Source organism: Chryseobacterium cucumeris (assembly GCF_001593385.1).
Classification (GTDB): domain Bacteria; phylum Bacteroidota; class Bacteroidia; order Flavobacteriales; family Weeksellaceae; genus Chryseobacterium; species Chryseobacterium cucumeris.
This window is the reverse complement of record NZ_LUVZ01000023.1, coordinates 176270-199427: the sequence shown is the minus strand read 5'-3', so window position 1 is coordinate 199427 and position 23158 is coordinate 176270. Positions and strand designations below refer to the sequence as shown.

At 35.7% G+C, this 23158-nt stretch carries 16 protein-coding genes; 10 read left to right on the top strand and 6 right to left on the bottom strand.

What is annotated here, in order from left to right; translation table 11 throughout:
- Positions 1–465 precede the first annotated feature (465 nt).
- Positions 466–1908: a helix-turn-helix transcriptional regulator gene (locus A1704_RS13300; RefSeq protein WP_157885771.1), complete on the bottom strand. Its 1443-nt coding sequence runs from the start codon at positions 1906–1908 to the stop codon at positions 466–468.
- An 890-nt stretch (positions 1909–2798) separates the two neighbouring features.
- Here A1704_RS13300 and A1704_RS13295 point away from each other — a divergent pair.
- Both A1704_RS13295 and A1704_RS13290 read left to right on the top strand, forming a co-directional pair.
- On the top strand, positions 2799–4313 hold the full coding sequence (locus tag A1704_RS13295) for a hypothetical protein (protein WP_062674128.1): 1515 nt from the start codon (positions 2799–2801) through the stop codon (positions 4311–4313).
- A gap of 1058 nt (positions 4314–5371) precedes the next feature.
- Complete coding sequence (locus A1704_RS13290; RefSeq protein WP_062674127.1) at positions 5372–7210, top strand: hypothetical protein; 1839 nt, start codon at positions 5372–5374, stop codon at positions 7208–7210.
- A gap of 217 nt (positions 7211–7427) precedes the next feature.
- On the opposite strand, the gene A1704_RS13285 is transcribed toward A1704_RS13290, so the two are convergent.
- The 3 genes from A1704_RS13285 to A1704_RS13275 all read right to left on the bottom strand — a co-directional run bounded on the left by A1704_RS13285 (position 7428) and on the right by A1704_RS13275 (position 11999).
- Positions 7428–8714, bottom strand: coding sequence for a helix-turn-helix transcriptional regulator (locus A1704_RS13285; RefSeq protein ID WP_157885770.1), 1287 nt, complete (start codon positions 8712–8714; stop codon positions 7428–7430).
- A gap of 483 nt (positions 8715–9197) precedes the next feature.
- A complete protein-coding gene (dnaK, locus tag A1704_RS13280) occupies positions 9198–11093 on the bottom strand; it encodes a molecular chaperone DnaK (protein ID WP_062674123.1) in 1896 nt (631 codons plus the stop codon).
- Positions 11094–11294: 201 nt separating this feature from the next.
- Positions 11295–11999 carry a hypothetical protein gene (locus A1704_RS13275; RefSeq protein WP_062674122.1) on the bottom strand — a complete coding sequence of 235 codons (705 nt, stop codon included), beginning with the start codon at positions 11997–11999 and terminating at the stop codon, positions 11295–11297.
- Between the two features lie 241 nt (positions 12000–12240).
- On the opposite strand from A1704_RS13275, the gene ppk1 reads away from it, so the two are divergent.
- The 7 genes from ppk1 (at position 12241) to A1704_RS13245 (ending at position 20919) form a co-directional block, all read left to right on the top strand.
- On the top strand, positions 12241–14313 hold the full coding sequence (gene ppk1 / locus A1704_RS13270; protein ID WP_062674120.1) for a polyphosphate kinase 1: 2073 nt from the start codon (positions 12241–12243) through the stop codon (positions 14311–14313).
- Entirely contained in the window at positions 14310–15194 is an 885-nt protein-coding gene (locus A1704_RS13265; RefSeq protein ID WP_062674117.1) for a Ppx/GppA phosphatase family protein, read from the top strand. Before ppk1 ends, A1704_RS13265 begins: the two co-directional genes overlap by 4 nt.
- A gap of 340 nt (positions 15195–15534) precedes the next feature.
- Entirely contained in the window at positions 15535–16188 is a 654-nt protein-coding gene (locus tag A1704_RS13260) for an NAD-dependent epimerase/dehydratase family protein (RefSeq protein ID WP_062674115.1), read from the top strand.
- Entirely contained in the window at positions 16185–16334 is a 150-nt protein-coding gene (locus A1704_RS24490; protein ID WP_157885769.1) for a hypothetical protein, read from the top strand. The genes A1704_RS13260 and A1704_RS24490 overlap by 4 nt, the downstream gene beginning before the upstream one ends.
- Positions 16335–16474: 140 nt before the next feature.
- Positions 16475–19513 carry a choice-of-anchor I family protein gene (locus A1704_RS13255; RefSeq protein WP_062674113.1) on the top strand — a complete coding sequence of 1013 codons (3039 nt, stop codon included), beginning with the start codon at positions 16475–16477 and terminating at the stop codon, positions 19511–19513.
- A gap of 92 nt (positions 19514–19605) precedes the next feature.
- Positions 19606–20433, top strand: a complete 828-nt coding sequence (locus A1704_RS13250) for an SIR2 family NAD-dependent protein deacylase (protein WP_062674111.1) — start codon at positions 19606–19608, stop codon at positions 20431–20433.
- 93 nt (positions 20434–20526) lie between these two features.
- Complete coding sequence (locus A1704_RS13245) at positions 20527–20919, top strand: DUF3060 domain-containing protein (RefSeq protein WP_062674108.1); 393 nt, start codon at positions 20527–20529, stop codon at positions 20917–20919.
- A gap of 131 nt (positions 20920–21050) precedes the next feature.
- On the opposite strand, the gene A1704_RS13240 is transcribed toward A1704_RS13245, so the two are convergent.
- A complete protein-coding gene (locus A1704_RS13240) occupies positions 21051–21299 on the bottom strand; it encodes a NifU family protein (protein WP_002977212.1) in 249 nt (82 codons plus the stop codon).
- A gap of 47 nt (positions 21300–21346) precedes the next feature.
- The gene (locus A1704_RS13235) at positions 21347–22453 is read right to left on the bottom strand and encodes an Mrp/NBP35 family ATP-binding protein (RefSeq protein WP_062674106.1); all 1107 of its coding nucleotides are present in this window, start codon (positions 22451–22453) and stop codon (positions 21347–21349) included.
- 150 nt (positions 22454–22603) lie between these two features.
- Here A1704_RS13235 and A1704_RS13230 point away from each other — a divergent pair, with 150 nt between their 5' ends.
- Entirely contained in the window at positions 22604–23059 is a 456-nt protein-coding gene (locus A1704_RS13230; RefSeq protein ID WP_062674104.1) for a hypothetical protein, read from the top strand.
- Positions 23060–23158: the final 99 nt, after the last annotated feature.

Genomic DNA, 23158 nt, shown 5'->3' with positions numbered 1-23158 from the left:
AAATAATAAATGATCAAATTAACTGGTTAATATGCCTGAAGTAAAAGTAGACAGCAAAGTTCCGAAATGATATTGGACATCTATTACCATTCAAAAAAGAAACATTTTGATTAATTAAGAGAATTATCCTTAAACTGCTTATTAATCGGTATGAAAAAGCTAACCGGAAAACTCAGCAGCTACATTCTTTTTATGATAAATTTATTAAAAACTCAAAATTCCAATATGATAAGAAAAAGTATTAAATTCCTTGACGATAACTCAGAGGAGAAAATAATGTAATGACAGAATCTCAAGTACCTGAAAAAAAAAATTCTACCCTATTATCCCCTTAATCAAATAATAGATTATTTATAACCTAATAAAAAAACATTTTCTTAAAGTTGGCATTAATTAAATTAATAGATATAAAATGAAAATCTATATAATACAAGGCTGAATGTTTCATTATGCTATTCAAAATTTCTATGGCTCCGTTATAGATCTGAAAAAAAGATACAGATCTGTCTCGCTTTCCAGATTCAGTTTTTTCCGTATCCTGTATTTTTTTGTCTGTACAGATCTGTGCTCCATAGAGATACAATGTGCAATTTCCTTTGAAGAAAAGCCTAGCCATATCAAAGCACAAAAAGCTAAATCCGACTTGGAAAGATTAGAATTTATTTTTAACAATTCCTTATATAGCTCCGGATAGGTTTCCTGAAATTTTGGAAAAAAATCAACCTTTTTTTCTTTGGCAAGTTGAATAATATGCTCATAATTTTCACTGAGTTTTCTTTTTAAGTCTTTTGTTTCCTTTCCTATTTCAATAATTATTTTTTCGCTTTCCGCAAGCTTCTTTTTCTTTTTTCTTATACGCAAATAAAAATAAACAGCAATTAAAATAACTAAAAACATGGAGATACCACTATACCACAAAGCGGTATTATTTTCATTTTTAAGTTGAGCCTTTTCATTTTCCCTTTCTTTATTCAATATGTTAATGGAAAGATCTATGGCTTGGTTTTGGTTGGCATCCAAGCTGTCTTGCAATAAGATCGATTTGTTCAGATATTCATTTTCTTTATCAGAATTACCTTCTTTTTTATAAAGTGTAGACAATTCCTTATAATTGTCAAGAATAAGCTTGGGTCTGTTGACCTGTTTTGCAAGCCCGATCGACTTCTTAATTGAATCGATGGCCTCGCTGATTTTTCCCTGACTGTGCAGAAATACCCCATAGTTCTGTAAAACAACAGCTCTCTGGTATTTGTTATGTTTGAAGTTCCTGGTTTCTAAAATCGTAAAAGCTTTTTGAAAGTAATACCAAGCAGAATCAGGCTTCGATTCAAATAAAGTATAGTGTTGTGCAATATTAGCTATATCGAGAGGATTTGCATCTATTTTCATAGATTTATGAAGATAAATAATGGTAGAATCAGGGTGTTTTATCTTATACATGTATACAGATCTGGTTGAATAGACATAGCGTAAAAACAGGCGGCAGTCCCGGTTATCTTTTCGCAGCTTCAAACCATAATTCATCGCTTTTGAATTGTATTCCAAAGCCAACCTGCTCACATCCATTTTACTATAAACCTGGGCATACTCCTGATTAATTTTACCAAAAAGAAAATTATTATTGCTTTTCCTGGATATATTTTCAGCCTTCTTTAAATATTCCAGCCCCTTCTTTACATCACCTCCAAATATAAACCGGTTGGCAATATTGGTATACCCTATTGCCTCTCCTTCACGGTAGCCAATCCGGATTGCTTCTTTTATGATGCGTTTATTCCAACGGATAAGATCATCGTCGGATATTCTTGTCCGAAGTACTTCGTTTGTTTTTATCAGTAAAGTATCAATATTACTTTCTGTATAGTGTTGGGACAATAATTCCGAACAGCATAGTAGTAAGGAAAGCAAAATTATTTTATTGATTTTTTTTAAAAAGAACATAATAATAAATAGTTAATTGAAGATAAAAAACTACTGATAATGACCTAATAGAACTATTATTCAGATCAATAATTACAAATTTGGAGGCATAATCATTACAGAAAAAAACAAGGCAATACTTCCCTATCCATCACAATTTTCTGTTCCATGTAATACAATTATTATAAAATTCACCCTTTTCCGGATGATATTAATTTTTATGCAAAATTCAGAATCTCACGAGGAGATCAGTGGATAACTTTTCTTATACACGTATCTATTTTATTTTTCACAAGGTTAAAAAAAGTAATAAAAAATACATAAAAACAACATACATCACACATACATCATACATCTAAATACTCATTAATAAAGACTCACAACACATGATATAACTTCACGACATCTGCTATAAAAGCACCTATTTCCACCTGGCAGCAAAAAAATTCCGTACAGAATCAACATATTATCTGTCTCTTTATTAATGTAAATCAATAACACATTCATTTCTCCACCATAAACCGTGATTTGAAATTATAATGATAAACCAATCTTCATTTTCAACCTCTTTTAGTAAGCTGATAAAAAGCAACCAAGACAAAAAGTAAAGATAGCATCCTCCTTTTTAATTCACTACATAGAGGTTTAATTTATTAATAATTTTTCCTCTTATCACTTATTTTTTCAATAAAAACACGCAAATGATGTACCTATGATATACCCATGTTGTATCTATGGTAAGTATATAATACGCTTTACAAACTTCACCAAACATTACCTTTGCAAAATCAATAATAAGTAAAACATGTAGATAGTTCAGTAATATCTTCGTTGCTATTATAATTGTTGATATAAGAGATAATTAATTAACATATATTATGAAAAAAAATTTATTTGTAGTGGGGATGCTTGCTACTTTTTCATTGGTAAAATCACAGGTGGGGATTAATACCACAACTCCCACCGCAACCCTTGATGTGACAGCTAAAAACAGCACAGGTACTAGTACAACAGTAGAAGGACTGCTTATTCCCAGGGTAGACAGACAAAAAGCTCAGAGCATGACCGGAGTTCCGGTATCAACCCTTATCTATGTAAACAGTATTGCTACAGGTACTGCTACGGGTACTGCTTTAAATATTGATACCGTTGGCTATTATTATTATAATGGTACCATATGGACAAAGCTACATAACCCAACAAATTCAACTGCTGCTAATCTTTACAATACGGATGGTACCCTTACAGCAAACCGTACCGTTACACAGGGAGCCAATACCTTAGCATTTACAGGAACACAGACGAATGCATTTTCTGTAGATGGAAGTACCCTATCTATAGATGCTGCCAATGATCGTGTAGGTCTTGGTACCATAACACCTGATACCAAACTTACCATCAGTACGCCTGATAATAGCTTTGGATTGAATCATACCAATGGGACAGTGAACTTAAAAACATATATCGGAGGAGGAGTAGCCTCCGTGGGAACCACTACTGCTAATGATCTGAGATTCACAACGAATAACACTCAAAAAATGACTATTACTCCAGCAGGAGATGTAGGTATAGGTACCGTCACACCCGACACTAAACTTACCATCAGTACAGGAGATAACAGCTTTGGATTAAATCATACCAATGGGACAGTGAATTTAAAAACATATATCGGAGGAGGAGCAGGTTATCTGGGGACCACCACTTCAAATAATCTGAACCTGATGTCCAATAACAATACAAAAATGACCATTACTCCTGCAGGAAATGTCGGGGTAGGAGTTAATACTCCTGATAATTCGGCTTTGCTGGATCTTAATGCTGCCAATAAAGGGCTTTTACTTCCAAGAGTATCCCTTTCATCCACATCAGATGCCAGTACTGTTCCCGCACCCGCAAAAGGACTTATGGTATATAACAACAATGCAGCCATGTCGTCTCAGGGAGAAGGAATTTACTATAACGGAGGAACAAGCGCAGCACCAAACTGGGGTAAAATAGGCCCTGTTTCAAAAATGTATTTTAAATATTATACCTTTACAAACCCGAATGGAGATTTCATCTCTAATTTTGATACAAAAATACCTGTTTCTTCATATACTGCTATTGTGGTGGGGTTTGACACCAACAATCACGGCAGCACCACTGCTGGCTTTAAAGGTAATGGATCTACCAGTTTTGATTTTCAGGTACCAGATATATATACCTTTCAGCAGAACGGAACATGGAGAATTTATGCAGATGTTCCTAATGCAAGTAGTACATCAGGAAGTTCATTTGTTTGGGGAGTCAGGTTGTTGATCATTTCCAACGAACAAATGACTATTTTGAGTGATGGCGGTTATAACCTTGGAGGCAGCAGCGTCGGAGCAGCAACAGCTTCACCGGTTCCATAGCCGGAACAATAATGAAATCATCCGGAACATATCCGGAATCAAATACTCTTCAAAAAATATTTTGAAGAGTATTTGATTTATCGACCTGTCCCTTTTAGTAATGAAGCCGTTTAAACTCTTATATTATTATTTTTAACTACAAAAGACACAAAAGTTTAGACTCTCAATTTTTTTAGATTCAAACTTTATGTATAATAAGTCCATTTAAGCTTGGTGAAAATCTTTGCCTATTGAGCGAAGCCTAAATATCACCTTATGTGAGCTTTCCCACAGTCTCAAAGGTATTTTTAAATGAAACATTTTGTGACTTTTGTAGTTTTGTAAAGTTTAAACAACTTTAATAATAGCTTCGACGGGCTCAGCCTGATAACGCTTAAAAATTTTGGTTGCCACCCTGAGCCTGTCGGAGGCTATTAATAAGAAAACCTTTATTACATATTAATCTCTGGTGTTAATAAAAGAGATATGTCAATAATATTATTAAGCCGGGATGATTATTAGTATTCTGAGACTTACTCATCCTGGTTTGTATTTTTACAATTACAATGTGCAGTAATCACATTCAGACTTTTTAGAATTTTTATCCCTTTACAATCACAAATATTTTTTAAACCGAAACATAAAAACCTTTAAAAAGGACTAAAGAATGTTAATATGCAGCAACAATTCCAAAGTTTAAATCAAAAAGAGAAAATGTATAAAAGGTTAATTATTTCACATAATAATGACAATTAAAAGTACAAAATACAAGTATTACACTCAAATAATGCATGCATGATGTATATATGGTGTATATCAAAAACACACAAATAGCTCAAATAAGATTTATTTTGCTAAAAATAATAAATATTTTATGAATATTATGAAACAAGTTTAAACCTAAAGAAAAAGCAATACCATAAAGCATGATTTTATTTTGTTTTAACCATCGAAATAAAAACAGAGAAGCAAAAAAAATGGATCTGATAGCAGATGTTAATCAGTATGGATACATTTTAGATATGATAGAGTTTTAAACAAGGAGATATTAATTTGTTCTAATCTTAATTTTTATACTTATGAAAAAAAAAATATTACTAGCAGGCTTGCTCACCACATTCTCTATGGTGGTTAAATCACAGGTCGGAATTAATACAACCAATCCTCAGGGAGTATTTAATATTGATGGATTAAAAAATAATCCAACAACCGGGATACCTACTGCTGCTCAGGCTAAAGATGACCTGGTGACAACTTCCAATGGCAATCTGGGGCTGGGTGTTATCAATCCCGGCACCACATTGGATGTGAACGGAGCAATTACCAACCGTGAAACGCCATTGGCTGTCACAGGTAATGCCGTTACGATCCCAGCTAATGTAAGTTTGGTACAGCTTACAGGAGCAGCTACTACAAACGTAGCTGTTACAGCGCCTGTTGCTCCTAATGCAGGTCAGCGCCTTGTTGTCTACAATAATACCACAGGTGGATTTGGGGCTATTTTGAATGGCGTTACTGTTCCTAATGGTAAAGCACAGGAATTTATTTTCAGCAATTCATCCTGGAAGTCTATTGATGGTAGTTCCGGAGGAGGTTCTTCTGTCAATATTTATAACACTGATGGCACCCTTACGGGAAATAGAACGGTAACCCAGGGAGCCAATACCTTGGCATTCACAGGGACGCAAACCAATGCATTTTCCGTAGATGGAAATACCTTATCTGTGGATGCAGCCAATGGCCGTGTAGGAATAGGTACCACTACTCCTGATACCAAACTTACCATCAGTACTCCTGATAATAGCTTCGGTTTGAATCACACTAATGGTAGCGTTAATTTTAAATCCTATATCGGAGGAGGTGTAGTATCTGTAGGAACCACTACAGCTAATGATCTGAGATTTACTACCAACAATACCCAAAAAATGACAATCACTCCAGCTGGAAATGTCGGAGTCGGAACAATAACTCCCACTAATAAAATGGTGGTAGCTGGGAGCAATGCCCAGCCTTCTGCACTGGGTACAGCAACTACCAATGCCACGTTTCGGGTTGACGGGAGCACAAACCATGCTTTGGATTTCGGAACCTATGCAAACTCTCCTTATGGATCATATATTTCAAGCCAGAATAAAAGTTCAGCTGCAGGTCTTCCTTTAGTACTCAATCCAGTGGGTGGAAATGTTGGTGTAGGCACCAGTGCTCCTGATAATTCAGCATTACTTGAGCTCAATGCAACCAATAGAGGTTTTTTACTGCCCAGGGTATCATTAACATCTATGACGGATGGATCTACAATTGCTTCTCCTGCAAAAGCGCTTATGGTTTATAATTCCAACACAGGATTAGCTCCTTATGGAGAGGGGGTTTATTATAATTCTGGAACTTCTACAGCTCCTAGCTGGAGTAAATTAGCTCCTCAGACAACTGATTATCAGCTTTTAGGGGTTTTTACTGATACAGCAACCTTTCCGGTAGATCAGCTAGCAACGGGAAATGGTGTTATTATAAATGATCTAGATCTGGGATTGTCTGTTTCCGTTACAGTTCCTGCCAATAGCACAGCTAAAATTGTTGTGGATTATAATGTTCCGGTCGGCACCACAAATACAGCTTCAAATGAATTAGGCTATTATGGTGTACGCTTTATCAGAAACGGCGGAGAAGAGCCAGCAGGCTCAAGAAAATATACTATTCCTGAAGGCAGTAATGGTTCTCAAATGGTTTCTACCGTTGGAAAATATTCTGAAACCTATAACAATACCAGCGCTTCTCCTGTTATAATAACGTACACTTTAAATGGATATGTTGAAAGTACAAATCATCCAGTTAGGTTTAATATGTGGGCAGCTTCAGGACAAAACTTCAACTGGGGTGTAGGCTCAATATCTGCGACAGCTTTTGTTAAAGATAATTAATAAAAAAAAAGATTTAATAATTACTATAAAGGTCTTTTGGAGGAAACTTCAAGAGGCCTTTTTTATTTTCCTGAATCAATAAAATAAATATCAGATTTTAACTTTATTAACTAATCCTTTTAATTAATACCCGAGGTTAATGATTAACAAAGTTTTTTTATTGAGATGATTTAAGAATTACTGATTACAAAATATGTAAAACAGATATAAAATTTCGTTAATTATCTACCAGAGACTTAAGGAATTGATAAAGATTCACATCTGATCCGAGGTTGAGTTTTTTTCTCAATCTGCTTTTCTTTATCTGTACAGATCTGTGTTGCATAAAAGTAAACTCAGCAATGTCTTTGGAAGAGAATCCTAACCAGATTAAAGCACAGAATGCCAGATTATCCTTAGTTAAATCCGGATTGATTGCCAACAGCTTTTGAGAAACATTAGGATAAACTTCATGAAACTTTTCCAAAAAACTAATATCATTATTTTTAGCCAATTGAATTAAATCTTCATGTACTCCTGAAATTCTTCTCTCCAATACTTTGGTTTCATCTTCTTTTCTGGAAATTATTTCTTTGCTTTCTAAGATTACTTTCTTTTTTTTATGATTCTGATAATATAAATAAGCCAATACCAACAAAATTAAAAAAATTATAATACTGCTATAAATAAATATCTTTTTTTTGAGTGTTTTATTTTCTTCTGTTTTTTCTTTTTCTATTGTTTTTATAGATAACTCTACACCTTTGGCTTGTGAGTTTTCCAGGCTGTCTTTTAATTTTATATAATACTCCAGATATTGTTTCTCCTTTTCTAAATTACCCGAATTTTTATAACATGATATTAAAAGCTTGTATATATTTTTAGTATGCTCAATCGTTTTTAATTTTTTATTGTATTCAAGAGCTTTATCTAAAAATACGATTGCTTTTTCATAATTTTTTTCTTTAAAAAAATATTGTGCATAATAGTAATAAAAGACAGATATCTGATAATCATTAGGGTCATGTTTTTTTTTGCTTATTATATCCATTCCCTGACCAAGATAGGCTTTAGCAGAATTTTGGCTGGGTTGATATTCAATATAATGATTAGCAATTTGAGAGGTCGTGCTTAAGCTTTCATACAATAGAGAGGATTGTTTTAAATAATAGAGCGCAGAATCCAGATCTTTTTTTTCATAAAGAAAATTTGCTCTTGTAGTATACACGTAAGATAAAAATTTACCCCTTCTATCCTTATCTTCAATTTTATTTCCGTAATATCCCCCTTTAGAATTATACTTCAGACCTGTATCATACAGCTTCATGACATAATAGGCCTGTGAATATTCCTGATAGAGCTTAGCAATTGTAAAAAAATCAATCTCGCTTTCGTTTTTATGTAATATGCTCTCTGCTGCATTCAGATTTTTTATACTTTCTTCTCCATTTCCTAAATTCCAGCATTGATTGGCAATATTGATATGAGCCCAAATTATTCCTCTCACATAATTTTCTTTTTTCATTTTTTCTAACATCTCCTTATTCCAAAGAATAATTTTTTCTCTGGGAATATTTTTTTTCCCCATTTCTTTAGGCGTATTCAAAAGAATTGAATCATACTCTTTATATTTAAGATCTTGGGAAAACAGGAGTCCAGATGAGAAAAGAAACCCAACTGTAAATAAAAATTGAAATATGTGTTGAAAGTATTTCATTACATGCTAAAATAAAAATATTTTTAGAAAATAGCATTAAATTAATTAAATAGGAAACATATTTTATATATCATATATTTTTCTTAAACCATATTGCTTTTTATCTACATCTTTTTAATTGCTATTCGGTAAAATAATAATCTAATTCAAACTAAGAAATCTTCTGAAGAGTTATAAATAATATAAATATTAGAAAGGGTACAAAAAGATGAATGGAAAAATAGATGCATAAAAAACCCGCTTTAAAGTTTAAAGCGGGTTTAAATTATTTATTATTTATTAAATCAATAATTATTTTACTTCTTCGAAGTCAGCATCCTGTACATCCTCAGCTCCGGCGTTTCCACCTGCATTCTGAGCACCTGCTGCATCAGCACCTGGCTGTTGACCTGCTGCATATAATTCTTCAGAAGCGGCCATCCAAGCTGCATCTAACGCTTCAGTTTTAGCTTTTACGTCATCAGCATTTTTAGCTTCAAAAGCTGTTTTTAATTCTGCATGAGCTGCTTCGATTGCTGCTTTTTTGTCAGCAGAAAGTTTCTCACCGAATTCTTTCAATTGTTTTTCAGTCTGGAAAATCAATCCATCAGCCTTGTTGAAGATTTCAACTTCTTCTTTTCTCTTAGCATCCGCTGCAGAGTTTTCCTGAGCTTCCTTCTTCATTCTTTCGATTTCTTCGTCAGAAAGACCTGAAGAAGCCTGGATTTTAATAGACTGCTCTTTACCAGTTCCTTTATCTTTAGCAGATACACTTAGAATACCGTTAGCATCAATATCGAATGTTACTTCAATTTGAGGAACTCCTCTTGGTGCTGGTGGGATATCCTGAAGATCAAATCTACCGATTTCTTTGTTATCGTTGAACATTGGTCTTTCCCCCTGTCCTACTCTGATGCTTACAGCCGGCTGGTTATCAGAAGCTGTAGAGAATACTTCAGATTTTTTAGTTGGGATCGTAGTATTCGCTTCAATTAATTTTGTGAATACAGAACCCATTGTTTCGATACCTAAAGAAAGTGGAGTAACGTCAAGTAATAATACATCTTTTACATCACCTGTCAATACACCTCCCTGGATTGCTGCACCAATAGCTACAACTTCATCCGGGTTTACTCCTTTAGATGGTTTTTTACCGAAGAATTTTTCTACCTCTTCCTGGATGATTGGGATTCTTGTAGAACCACCTACCAGGATCACTTCGTCAATATCAGAAGTGGATAAACCAGCATCTTTTAATGCTTTAGCCACAGGCTCCATAGATCTTCTTACAAGATCAGCAGATAATTGCTCGAATTTAGCTTTTGTTAAAGTCTTCACTAAGTGTTTAGGACCTGTAGCAGTAGCTGTGATATATGGTAAGTTGATTTCAGTCTGAGGAGAAGAAGATAATTCAATTTTCGCTTTTTCAGCAGCTTCTTTCAATCTTTGAAGAGCAATGGCATCAGCTTTCAAGTCTACCCCTTCTTCAGCTTTGAACTCGTCAGCCATCCAGTTGATGATCACATCATCAAAGTCATCACCTCCCAAGTGGGTATCACCGTTTGTAGACAATACTTCGAATACACCGTCTCCCAAATCAAGGATAGAGATATCGAAAGTACCACCCCCAAGGTCATATACTGCGATTTTCTGATCTTTATGGTTTTTATCAAGTCCATACGCTAACGCTGCAGCTGTAGGCTCGTTGATAATTCTTTCTACTTTAAGACCTGCAATTTCACCTGCTTCTTTAGTAGCTTGTCTTTGTGCATCGTTGAAGTATGCAGGAACAGTAATTACCGCTCTTGTTACTTCCTGTCCAAGATAATCTTCAGCAGTCTTCTTCATTTTCTGAAGAGTCATTGCAGAAATTTCCTGTGGAGTATATTCTCTATCGTCGATTTTTACTTTTACTGTATCGTTTGGTCCGGCAACTACTTTATAAGGTACTCTTGTGATTTCAGAAGCATCATCTTTAAAGTGGGTTCCGATAAATCTTTTGATAGAGTAAACAGTTTTTGTTGGATTCGTTACAGCCTGTCTTTTTGCAGGATCACCTACTTTTCTCTCTCCGTCTTCCGTAAAAGCTACGATAGAAGGAGTAGTTCTCTTACCTTCTGCGTTAGGAATAACAACAGGGTCTTTACCCTCCATTACAGCAACACAAGAGTTGGTTGTTCCTAAGTCAATTCCAATTATTTTACTCATAATATTTTATATTTTTTCTATTTTTAATTTAATTTACACTCTCAATTTCTCAATATCTGTACCATTCAAAAAATTATGACAAAATGACACAATAAAAATAAAAGCCCCGATAAAATCGAGGTTTTGAAATTATATTCAGGAAAAAAAATCATTTTTTATGTATGAAGATATGTCAACTTCTCCTCTATGAGGTGAAAGATACTATTCACTTTCTTTTAAAACCCGGATTAAAAAATACCCAAGGTCAGGATCTACGGAATATATCCTTCCTGTGTTAATGCCAACTCCCATTCCATTAGCTCCAAAACCTGCACCGTCTATTCCGATGCCTGAAAAGCTGTAGAATTTATTAAACTGCTCCGGCTTCCATTTTACCCATACTGCCATTCCAGTAATTCCTCCTTTTACTATTTTAACCTCTTCATTTTCCTTTATTACTACAGTTGCAAATGTATTGTCTTTTACTTCTTTTCTGGCTCCGTTTACTTTAAACTTTGACGTATTTTCACTATTTAAAACGGGTTCCCCAATAATATAAATTCTATTTTTTTCAATCAGCAGACTTTGATCTTTGATATCAGAATCCCGGATATGATAAGTATCCAATATCAGTTCAGACTCATTTTGTTTATCTCCTTCTTTGAAACTCACAATATAATAGGCATTGGCCCCTGCATTCTTTGCTTCATCGCTAATAGCTGTAAACAAATGTCCGAGGTAGGTACCGGGATAATGAGCTTTATATCGTCCTAAAAAAGCAGATTTATAGTTTTCCTGATTCTGTAAAGGAATCATAAATTTCTGAGGAGACAGGTTTTCCAAATTTCCTTTTTCCAAGACCTCTACATATTGACTGTATCCCCAACCAAATAACTGTAGCAGAAGTATAATCGTAATTTTTTTCATGGTTACAAGTTTTTATAATTCTTTAAAGCATTTTCTCCAATGAATATATATCCTGATTAATGGCAAATAGTTCGTGATATAAATATATCAAAAACCACTGAAAACCAATTACTTTATAAGGAAAATCGAGGATCACAAAGAATAACTCACCAAACCTTTAAAAATTAATCAAAGTTTAACCTAAGAAATAGAGGAAGAATCTGTACGAATGATTATTTTTGATAAAATATACACATTTAGAATGTCAATACACTTTAATCCCCGAGATATTACTTGGCTTGCCTTTAATGAAAGAGTTTTGCAGGAAGCTATGGATGAAAAAGTTCCCTTACATTTAAGAATACGTTTCCTCGGAATTTTCTCCAACAATTTAGATGAATTTTTCAGAGTGCGTGTTGCCGGATTAAAGCGCGCCATGGATTTTAAGGAAAAAGTGATTGCCGAATCTTTTTATCAGCCGCCATCCAAGATCCTTCAGAGAATCAATGAAGTTGTGATGAGACAACAGCTGAATTTCGATAAAACCTGGAAAAAAATCCAGACCGAAATGGCTGATCATAAAGTTTTCATTAAAAACGCCAAAAACCTGACAGCCAACCAAAAAGAGTTTGTCAGACAATATTTCGATGAAGTGGTAGAATCCAATGTGATTCCGATTCTTCTTCATGAAAATACTCCTATGCCTTATCTGAGAGACAAAAGTCTTTATCTGGGAGTGGCTATGAGAAAAAAAGACTGGCAGTATTCCAGCAATTATGCCATTATTGAAATTCCATCCCGCTTTGTGGGAAGATTCGTATTGCTGCCAACGGAAGATCCGGAAGAAAAAAATGTCATGTTACTGGAAGATGTGATTACCTTTAACCTTCCGCATATTTTCTCTTATTTCGGATATGATGAATTTGCAGCCAATGCATTCAAAGTAACAAAAGATGCAGAACTGGATCTGGATAATGATATCAGAACCAACTTTGCAGAAAAAATAGAAAAAGGTCTTAAAAACAGAAGAAAAGGGAAGCCCACCCGTTTTGTTTTTGATAAAGATATGGATAAAGCTTTGCTGGAACTTTTGATCAGGAAACTGAACTTAACGAAGAAAGACAGCATCATCCCTGGAGGAAAAATTCATAATTTCAAACATTTCATGGATTTCCCTGATGTTTTTGAAAAGTATGAAAGACCTGTAGAAAGAACTTCTTTTACGCATCAGGCATTTGAACATGGGGGAAGGGTGACTGACGTAATTTTAAAAGAAGATGTACTCCTTACCTTCCCTTATCACAAGTACAATCCGGTGATTGATCTTCTCCGTGAAGCCGCTATGGATCCGGATGTAAAATCCATACAAATTACAGCTTACCGTCTGGCAAGCAGTTCAAAAATTATCAATGCTCTGATTTACGCTGCCAGAAATGGTAAAGAAGTGACTGTGATGCTGGAGCTTCAGGCAAGATTTGATGAAGAATCCAACCTGGAATGGAAAGACATGCTGGAGCCTGAAGGAATTACTGTTCTTGTAGGAATTCCTAATAAAAAAGTACACGCCAAACTTTGTGTCATCAAAAAGAGAGCCCACAATAAAACCATTCAGTATGGCTTTGTAAGTACCGGAAATTTCAACGAAAAAACAGCCAGAATATATGGTGATCACCTGCTGTTGACCGCTGACCGTGGCATCATGGCGGATATCAATAAAGTATTCAATGTATTGAAAAAACCGAAAGATGACTTTATTCCTATTTTGAAAACTTGTAAAAATTTATTAGTTTGCCCTCAGTTTATGCGTGAAAAGATTGTTCACCATATTGATAAAGAAATCGAAGAGGCCAAGGCAGGAAGAAAAGCAGAAATCATCGTTAAAGTCAACTCAATGAGTGATCGTGCTTTGATTGAAAAAATATATGAAGCTGCCAAAGCCGGAGTGGTGACCAGAATGATCGTAAGAGGGATCTATTGTGCCGTCAATCAAAAGGAATTCAGAGAAAAAATAAAAGCCATCAGTATTGTAGACGAATATCTTGAACATGCCAGAGTCATGTATTTTTACAATAAAGGGGCCGAGGATATGTACATTTCTTCCGCAGACTGGATGACCAGAAACCTGGATTACAGAATTGAAGCAGCCGCTAAAATCACTGATAAAAACCTTAAGAAGGAATTAAAAGACATTCTGGACATCCAACTTAAAGATAACGTAAAGGCAAGGATTTTAGACAAAAAACTGAGCAATGAATACGTAAGAAATGATAAACACGAATGCCGATCACAAATAGAAACCTATAAATATTTAAAAGCTAAAACAAGCAAGAAATGAAGATAGCAGCGATAGACATAGGGAGTAATGCAGCCCGCCTTCTAATCAATGAAGTAAAGATCAACAACAGAAAGCCTGAATTCATCAAGCTCAACCTTCTCAGAATTCCTCTGAGACTGGGAATGGATGTTTTTACCATCGGAAAAATTGGTCCGGAGAGAGAGAAAATGGTCATTGATTCCATGAAGATCTTTAGTGACCTGATGAAAATATACAAAGTAGATCATTACAGGGCCTGTGCTACCAGTGCCATGCGTGATGCTGCCAACGGTAATGATATCATCAATCTGGTAAAAGATACATCAGGAATCAATATTGAAATTATTTCCGGTGATGAGGAAGCTACCCTGATTTATGAAAATCATGTTGCAGAAGGTCTTGATAAAGAATTTGCCTATCTATATATTGACGTTGGTGGAGGTTCTACAGAGCTTACCTTCTATGAAAATGGTAAAATGGTCTATGAAAAATCTTTCAATATCGGAACGATCCGTCTTCTCAATAATCTTGTGACTATGGACAACTGGAAAGAAATGAAGGATGAGATCAAAAAAAATATTGTCAGCAAAAAACCAATTGTTGCTATCGGTTCCGGAGGAAATATCAACAAAGTATTCTCTATGAGTAAAACCAAAGACGGAAAACCGATGTCTTTGTCTCATCTGAAAAAGGTTTACAAAGAATTCAATGAGCTTTCCGTAGAAGAAAGAATGACCAACTACAACCTGAGAGAAGACCGTGCTGATGTACTGGTACACGCCCTGGGCGTCTTCAACAATGTGATGTCGTGGTCTGATATCAACAAAATTTTTGTTCCAAAAATTTCCGTAGCAGACGGATTGATCCATAATATTTACAGTCAGCTGCAACATAAAAAGTAACAACAAACAATACGATTGAAAGCCAGCTATTTTTGAGCTGGCTTTCTATTTTAAAAACATTTCCATGTCATTGCGAGGAACAATGTGACGAAGCAATTTCTATTATTAAGTTTTGGCTAAAGCCAATAGAAGGTAGCTCATTTTTTAAGGCGGGCTAAAGCCCACCCCTATTGAATTATTGAATCCGGACATTTAAGACAACATCTTTTATCTTTTATCTTTTATCTTTTATCTTTTATCTTTTATCTTTTATCTTTTATCTTTTATCTTTTATCTTTTATCTAAAATTTTAAAGTAAAACCCCATCCCCATCCGTCATACCCATATCAATAGCAAAGCAATGAACCCAATCAAAATACTTCTTACAGGAGCAACAGGAATGGTAGGCGAAGGTGTTTTAATGGAATGTCTTGAAAATCCAAATGTTTCTGAAATCCTGAGTATAAGCCGAAAACCCTCCGGTAAAACACATCCCAAGCTGAAAGAATACCTTGTCTCTGACTTCCTTTCGATAGATCTTCATGATGAAAAACTGAAAGGTTATGATGCCTGTTTTTTCTGTGCCGGAATCAGCAGCGTTGGCATGAAGGAAGAAGAATATACCAAAATCACTTACGATACAACGCTTCACTTTGCCAAAGCTGTTTTGAACCAAAATCCTGAAATGGTGTTCAACTACGTATCCGGGGCAAGTACAGACAGTACGGAGAGTGGAAAACTGATGTGGGCACGGGTAAAAGGCAGAACAGAAAATGATTTGAAAAGAATGGGTTTCAGAGGAGCTTATAATTTCCGTCCCGGATTCATGAAACCTGTTGAGGGTCAAACCAATGTAAAGTGGTTTTTTAAACCTTTTATTTGGATTTTTCCTATTTTTTTTCAGTCAAAATCATTAACTTTACACGAAGTGGGTAGAGCAATGATCAATGTGACACAAAAAGGATACCCTACATCTACTTTAGAAATTAGAGATATTAAAAATTTAGCGCTATGAGAGACATGTTAAAAAGAATTGTTCTGGTTATTTTTGTACTCTTGCTTGTGACTGCTGTTTCAGGATATTTTTATATGCAGAAACATCCTTTGGAAGGAAATAAATCAAGAACGATTTTAAATTTTTCGGGAAAATCAGGAAAATAATTTCACTATAAAGTTTCTTATTCACATAATTTTTATTTTTTATTGGAAATAAACCTATTTTTTAAACATTTCTTAAAGTTCCATTAAAATAATTGCAAGGTATAAAGTTCATTTTTGTATTTATCTAATTGAAATAAAAAATGATCAACAACTACCTATTAAAAGGGTCTGTGATTGCCGCATTCTTCTTTCAGAGCGGTCTTTTCGGACAGACACTGATTCATTACTGGAATTTTAACGATAATACTTCTGCAGCTACAGTTACTACCCCTGCTTCTACGATGGTGAACGGTTCTCTTGCACCTATAGCAGGAGGAACAAGTGTCATCGATTTTGCCGGAGGTACCGGACAAAATTTTAGTCTGCAAAATTTAAATGCAAGAAACGGTGATGTTTCCGGAACCCATTTAAGATTCAATAATCCGATTGGAGGGGCTTTACAGTTTAATCTTCCTACAACGGGCTATAATAACATCGTTGTTAAGTTCACCACCAGAAGATCCGGTCAGGGAGCAGGAACACAGACATGGTCTTATTCCACCGACGGAACTACTTTTATGCAGTTTCAGACGGTGAATCCTCAGGATGCCGATCCACAATTGGTTACATTGGATTTTTCCACTATACAGGGAGCCAACAACAACCCTAACTTTAAATTAAAGGTAGAATTTTCCGCAACGGGAGGCGGAACAGGAGGAAACAATCGTTTTGACAACTTTACGGTGGACGCCACTCCTGCAGGAAATGTTGATACTACTCCACCAACAGTCACTTACCTGCCTGCCCATAATACCAATAACGCTTCAACAACTGTAAATCCAACCCTATCTTTCAATGAAAATGTAAGATTAACTGATAATTCTGCACTCAACAATTCCAATGCACAAAATCTTATTGAATTCCGTCTTGGAAATGCTACAGGTACACAAGTTCCGTTCACTACAACTTTCAGCAACAATACCATCACTGTAATCCCAACTTCCGGACTAGTGCCAGGGCAGACTTATTATCTGGCTCTCAAGCCCAATATGGTAGAAGATTTCAATGATAATGGGCTTACTGCCGTTACTTCCAGTACTTTTACCACTGCCGGAACAGCAATTTCTTTAGAAAAGAATTTCATCAAAGTCAATGAAAATTCAGGAAATCTTGCATTTAAAATCAATATTACCAATCCTTCTACCTCTACAGTGAATCTGGTTGTAAAGCCAGCACCGTTCAGTACAGCTGACGGTAATGATTTTACTTTAACTAATCAAACTATTAATATCACTCCATCTACAACGAGTTATACCGTCAATATTCCGATTATTGATGACACAGTGGCAGAACAGCAGGCTGAATATTTTGTGGTAAGCCTTGAAAATCCTGTTGGAGCAACTATTTCAGGAGACAATTCTGCAACGGTTTATATTGTAGATAATGATAAAGCGGCTCCGGTTCCTTCTCATCAGATCCAACTGAATTATCTTCTAAGTTTTGATCCTTCAGGAAATAATAGCAGCTCTACAGAAATTGTAGTTCATGATCCGTCAACACAACGTTTATTTACGATCAGCTCCATTACGGATGTTTTTGATATTATTGATTTCAGTAATCCTTCAATACCCTCAGTCATAAAAACAGTGAATATGGCTCCTTACGGTGGGATCACAAGTATCGCTGTGAAAAACGGAATTATTGCAGCCGCCTCTCCCAATACTGATCCTCAGCAAAATGGATCTGTGGTATTTTTTGACATCAATGGAAATTTCCTTAAGCAGGTAACTGTAGGAGCTTTACCGGATATGATAACATTCTCCCCTGACGGAACAAAAGTAGTTACTGCCAACGAAGGAGAGCCTAATGACGCTTATACCGTAGATCCTGAAGGAACTATTAGTATCATTGACATTTCAGGAGGTGTTGGAAATCTTACCCAAAGTAATGTAACGACACTTAATTTTAATAGTTTTGATAATCAGGTAGCAGCTTTGACCGCTACCGGTTTAAGAAAAGTAAGAACAAATAATACCCTTTCTCAGGATCTGGAACCTGAATATGTAACCATCAGTGCCGACAGTCAGAAAGCATGGGTAACCCTTCAGGAAAATAATGCCATTGCTGAAATAAACCTGGCTACCAAAACGATCACAGGTATCTGGGGATTGGGCAAAAAAGACATGAGTCTTCCGGGTAACGGATTTGATGCTTCAGACAATAATGGTGAGGTTCTAATCGCCAACTGGCCGGTAAAAGCGTATTATGTACCGGATGCAGTACAAAATTACAAAGTAGGAAACACCAACTATATTGTAACCGCTAATGAAGGTGATGAAAAGGATCTTTCAGGATTTAGCGAAAGAACGACTGTGGGAGCAAGCACTTATATTTTAGATCCTGTATTGTTTCCGAATGCCAATGTTTTAAAAGCTTCCTATAACCTCGGCAGATTCAGGATTTCATCTGCTACAGGAAATATGGATGGAGATGCAGAGTTTGAAGAAATGGCAGCTTTAGGGGCCCGTTCATTCTCTATTTTCAATGCTGATACTAAACAGATTGTATATGACAGCGGAGATCAGTTTGAACGATATATTTCAGCTTATCATCCTTTGATTTTCAATGCGGATAATGAGTCTAACGCTACTAAAAACAGAAGCCGTGCCAAAGGTCCGGAACCGGAAGGAGTAGCATTAGGGAAAATCAATGACCAGACGTATGCTTTCATTACTTTAGAAAGAACTGGTGGTGTTATGGTTTATAATATTACAGATCCTAATACCCCTACGTTTACAGACTACAAAAATTCCCGTTCTACTTCAGCATACGGAGGTGATAATGGTCCTGAAGGAATTATCTACATCGCTCCTGAAAACACTACAACCAATAAAGGTTATGTGATTATCGCCAACGAAATCAGCGGAACTTTATCCATATATGAAGTGGCCACGCCTGCAACACTAGGAACAGGTGAAATAAAAACCGAACAGGCCACCTTTACTATATTCCCCAATCCTGTCAACAAAGGAAATACTCTTTATTTTAACAGAAAACAGGATTATGAATTGTACGATATGTCCGGAAAATTGATCGGGAAAGAAAAGAATGCTTTAACCATAAGCACTGCTAACCTTTCTACGGGAGTTTATCTTGTAAAAACTTTGGAAGGACAGATCAAAAGAGTCATTGTAAGATAAAATATAATATTTAGTTGATTGAAAAAGCTTCGGAGATTCCGGGGCTTTTTTGTTACTGGAAAATTCATTAGTTTTAAACTTTTAATAACACAATGGAAAATCAATTAGAGAATATTATTCAACAAGTCTGGCATAAAGAAAAACGAAATCTCTTTACATTTCTTACCGGTGCAGGAATTTCATCAGACAGTGGTATTCCTACTTATCGTGGAATAGATGGAATTTGGGTAAAAGGAACTCAGTTTCACAAGCCTGAAGAATTTGGAACGTTACGTTATTTCAGACAGCATCCGGAAGAAGTTCTGCAGTATTCTCTTTTCAGAAAAAAAATGTTTGAAAATGCTTCTCCCAACGAAAGTCATTTTGCATTGGCAGATATTGAAACTCAACTTCAGGACAGATTTCATCTGCTTACCCAAAATATTGACAACCTTCACCGCCGTTCCGGAAGCCAAAGAATCTATGAAATCCATGGGAATAACCGGGAGATTAAATGCTCAAACGGATGTAAAGAAATTATGGATCTGCCTGTGGACATACAAAGCAAAGATCTGGATGAAGATCTTACCGCGAAAGATAAAGAATTTTTAACCTGTGCTCATTGCGGGCATTGGATGCGCCCGAATATTTTATGGTTTGATGAATATTATGATGAAAAAACGAACAAAAAATTCAGTGCACTTAAAATTGCCAAAAACAGTGGTGTTCTTTTTATTGTTGGTACTTCCGGAGCAACGAGCCTTCCTATTGCCATTGCCGAAACCGCACTCAAGTATGGAGCTTTTATCGTAGACATTAATATGGAAGACAATAACTTCACTGAGCTGATCAAAAATAAAAAGAATGCATTAATCATCCGGGAAAAATCTACTGAAGTATTAAAGGTAGTTAAAGAAATTATTACAAAAACCGTCTCCTGAAGCAACCTGATTATTTATGATGATTTAACTTTTAAAATTCTTGAAAAAAGCATTTTATATCTATATTTATCCTCAACAAAAACCCAATTCACAATGAAAAATATTAAAACTGCAGGAATTCTTTGTTTCCTGCTGCTGGGAACAGCTACTGCATTTTCGCAATCAAGAAAAGTAGAATCTACAAAAGGAGTAGAAAAAACAGAAAGCGATAAGGTGGTACATATAGAAGGTGTGGGCCACAAGCTGAATTACGCTCTCAATGGAGGCGTTGTTGAGGTAGAAGGTGGCGACAACACATTAACAGTCAAAGGAAGTGCTAAAAAAATTACGGTTTCAGGAACAGGTAATAAAGTATACATCGATAAAGTGGATAAAATCTCCATGGAAGGTGGCGGCAATATGGTCTACTACCGGACTTCCGGAACAAAATCAGGAAAGCCGGATGTTTCTATAGAAGGGGTAGGAAACAAAGTTGTAAAACAATAAAAACATTTTTTTTGAGTCTGAAAAATTTCATCATAAACCTGACGGGTTTGGTAGGCTTAGTGGACTCAATATGCAAATAAAAAGACAGGCCTTAAAAAAGCCTGTCTTTTTAAAAATATCTCAGATATATTTTACTCTACGTTGATTACCTTTTCGATTTCCGGAGCATGTTGTTTGATTGTATTTTCAACACCCAGTTTTAAGGTTGAAAAATTCAATGAACACCCGGAACAGTTACCTAAAAGTTTCACAAACACCTGATTATCTTTCACATCAATAAGCTCAATATCACCTCCGTCTTTATTCAAAAATGGTCTGATGCTTTCCAGAGCTTCCATTACTCTTGTTACGGTATCTTCGTGCGTTATGTTTGTTTCCATATTTTTTCAGTTCAATTCGGTTTTTTCAAATTTTATTGAAATTATTATTATTTTGCTTTTGGCGAGCATCCTGCCATCGTAGAAATCTTCACAGCTTCAGTAGGAGGAAGATTTTTATTTCTTTCCACTAAACTTTCTACCATTTTTCTGGCAGTTTCTGTGTAGATATCTGCAATTTTAGATCCTTCCTGAAGCGCAGCTGGTCTTCCAACGTCTCCTGCTTCTCTGATGCTTTGGATCAATGGAATTTCTCCTAATACAGGAATTCCAAGATCTTCCGCTAAATATTGTGCTCCCTGGTTTCCAAAGATATAATATTTATTGTCAGGAAGTTCTTCCGGTGTAAAATATGCCATATTTTCGATCAATCCAAGAACCGGAATGTTAATGCTTTCCATCTGGAACATCGCAATTCCTTTTCTTACATCTGCTAATGCAACATGCTGAGGTGTACTTACGATGACCGCTCCTGTTACAGGCACTTCCTGGATAATTGACAAGTGAATATCCCCTGTTCCTGGAGGAAGGTCAATTAATAAGAAATCCAGCTCTCCCCATGCAGCATCTCTGATCATCTGGTTCAAAGCTTTTGAAGCCATAGGACCTCTCCACACTACAGCCTGATTAGCGCCGGAGAAATATCCTATTGAAAGCATTTTAACTCCATAATTTTCGATAGGCTTCATCAGATTTTTACCATTCACTTCTACAGAAATTGGTTTCTGTCCCTCTGTATCGAACATGGTAGGAACTGAAGGACCGTAGATATCTGCATCCAATAATCCTACTTTAAAGCCCATTTTGGCTAACGTTACTGCCATATTTGCAGAAACGGTAGACTTCCCTACTCCTCCTTTACCGGAAGCAATAGCGATAATATTTTGAATTCCCGGAATTTGTTTTCCTTTGATCTGACTTTGCTGAATTTCACTAGGCTCCGGAGAAACGATTTTAAGTTTTAAATGAATGTCTTCTCCAAACTCACTGGCAAAAGCCTGTTTCATGGCAGCCTCCAGTTTTTTCTTTTCGTGCATTGCAGGTGAATGAGCAGTCATGTCAATATAAACATCGTTACCCATAATCTGAAGATTATTCACCAAATCGTCTACTTCTATTTCTTTAAGGAATTCCTGAACCTTTTCTTTCGTCAACATATAAATATAAATTGTTTACAAATTTACGGATTTTTTCGGTAATTTAGAATCAATAAAATCTATAATATCAGGTGATAAATCAGATCGTTAAAAATTTCTTATTTGTGATTTTTATCCTGACATTACACCCAACCTCAGAAAGCAATTGATATGAGAACCAATACCTATCCTTCCAAATACGCACAGCCAAAAGGAATATTTACCATTGGAAAGACGAAATTCAAATGGTATGACCTCGCAAGTGATCCTTCGGAAGTTTCCCGGCAGGACATTGATAATGCACAATTGTGTATTGAAAATGCTGAAGAAAATTTTAAAAACATCGATGATCTGGGATTCGTCATCATGCATCGCTGTGGAGAAAATTATCTCCTGTTAGTCTGCACATGGCGCAGTGAAAATGAATTGTGGGAAAGCGTATATTATGATGGTTCCGGAAAATTTGAAGTATGGGAAAGAAACAAAACCCATCTTCCAACTTACTGTGTCTGGGAAATGGGCATTGTATATTATGAATCTCAGTCCTGGAAAAAATATCTGGGTTCCGGACGGGAAGAAAAAGACAAAGAGGACTATCTCAATGATTTCTTTGAGGGAGAAGTGTAGAAATTTTCTGTTTTGTCATTGACTATATCGAATCTTCGATTTCTGACGAATGAAGAACCTCATAAAATAAAAGATTCTTCATTCCACTCCGTTTCATTC

Coding starts and splice junctions, on each gene's coding strand:
- A1704_RS13275 (WP_062674122.1), bottom strand. CDS start 11,999: ATGAAAAAAATTACGATTATACTTCTGCTACAGTTATTTGGTTGGGGA.
- A1704_RS13245 (WP_062674108.1), top strand. CDS start 20,527: ATGAAAAATATTAAAACTGCAGGAATTCTTTGTTTCCTGCTGCTGGGA.
- A1704_RS13260 (WP_062674115.1), top strand. CDS start 15,535: ATGAACCCAATCAAAATACTTCTTACAGGAGCAACAGGAATGGTAGGC.
- A1704_RS13295 (WP_062674128.1), top strand. CDS start 2,799: ATGAAAAAAAATTTATTTGTAGTGGGGATGCTTGCTACTTTTTCATTG.
- A1704_RS13255 (WP_062674113.1), top strand. CDS start 16,475: ATGATCAACAACTACCTATTAAAAGGGTCTGTGATTGCCGCATTCTTC.
- A1704_RS13290 (WP_062674127.1), top strand. CDS start 5,372: ATGAAAAAAAAAATATTACTAGCAGGCTTGCTCACCACATTCTCTATG.
- A1704_RS13285 (WP_157885770.1), bottom strand. CDS start 8,714: ATGAAAAAAGAAAATTATGTGAGAGGAATAATTTGGGCTCATATCAAT.
- ppk1 (WP_062674120.1), top strand. CDS start 12,241: ATGTCAATACACTTTAATCCCCGAGATATTACTTGGCTTGCCTTTAAT.
- dnaK (WP_062674123.1), bottom strand. CDS start 11,093: ATGAGTAAAATAATTGGAATTGACTTAGGAACAACCAACTCTTGTGTT.
- A1704_RS13235 (WP_062674106.1), bottom strand. CDS start 22,453: ATGTTGACGAAAGAAAAGGTTCAGGAATTCCTTAAAGAAATAGAAGTA.
- A1704_RS24490 (WP_157885769.1), top strand. CDS start 16,185: ATGAGAGACATGTTAAAAAGAATTGTTCTGGTTATTTTTGTACTCTTG.
- A1704_RS13265 (WP_062674117.1), top strand. CDS start 14,310: ATGAAGATAGCAGCGATAGACATAGGGAGTAATGCAGCCCGCCTTCTA.
- A1704_RS13250 (WP_062674111.1), top strand. CDS start 19,606: ATGGAAAATCAATTAGAGAATATTATTCAACAAGTCTGGCATAAAGAA.
- A1704_RS13230 (WP_062674104.1), top strand. CDS start 22,604: ATGAGAACCAATACCTATCCTTCCAAATACGCACAGCCAAAAGGAATA.
- A1704_RS13240 (WP_002977212.1), bottom strand. CDS start 21,299: ATGGAAACAAACATAACGCACGAAGATACCGTAACAAGAGTAATGGAA.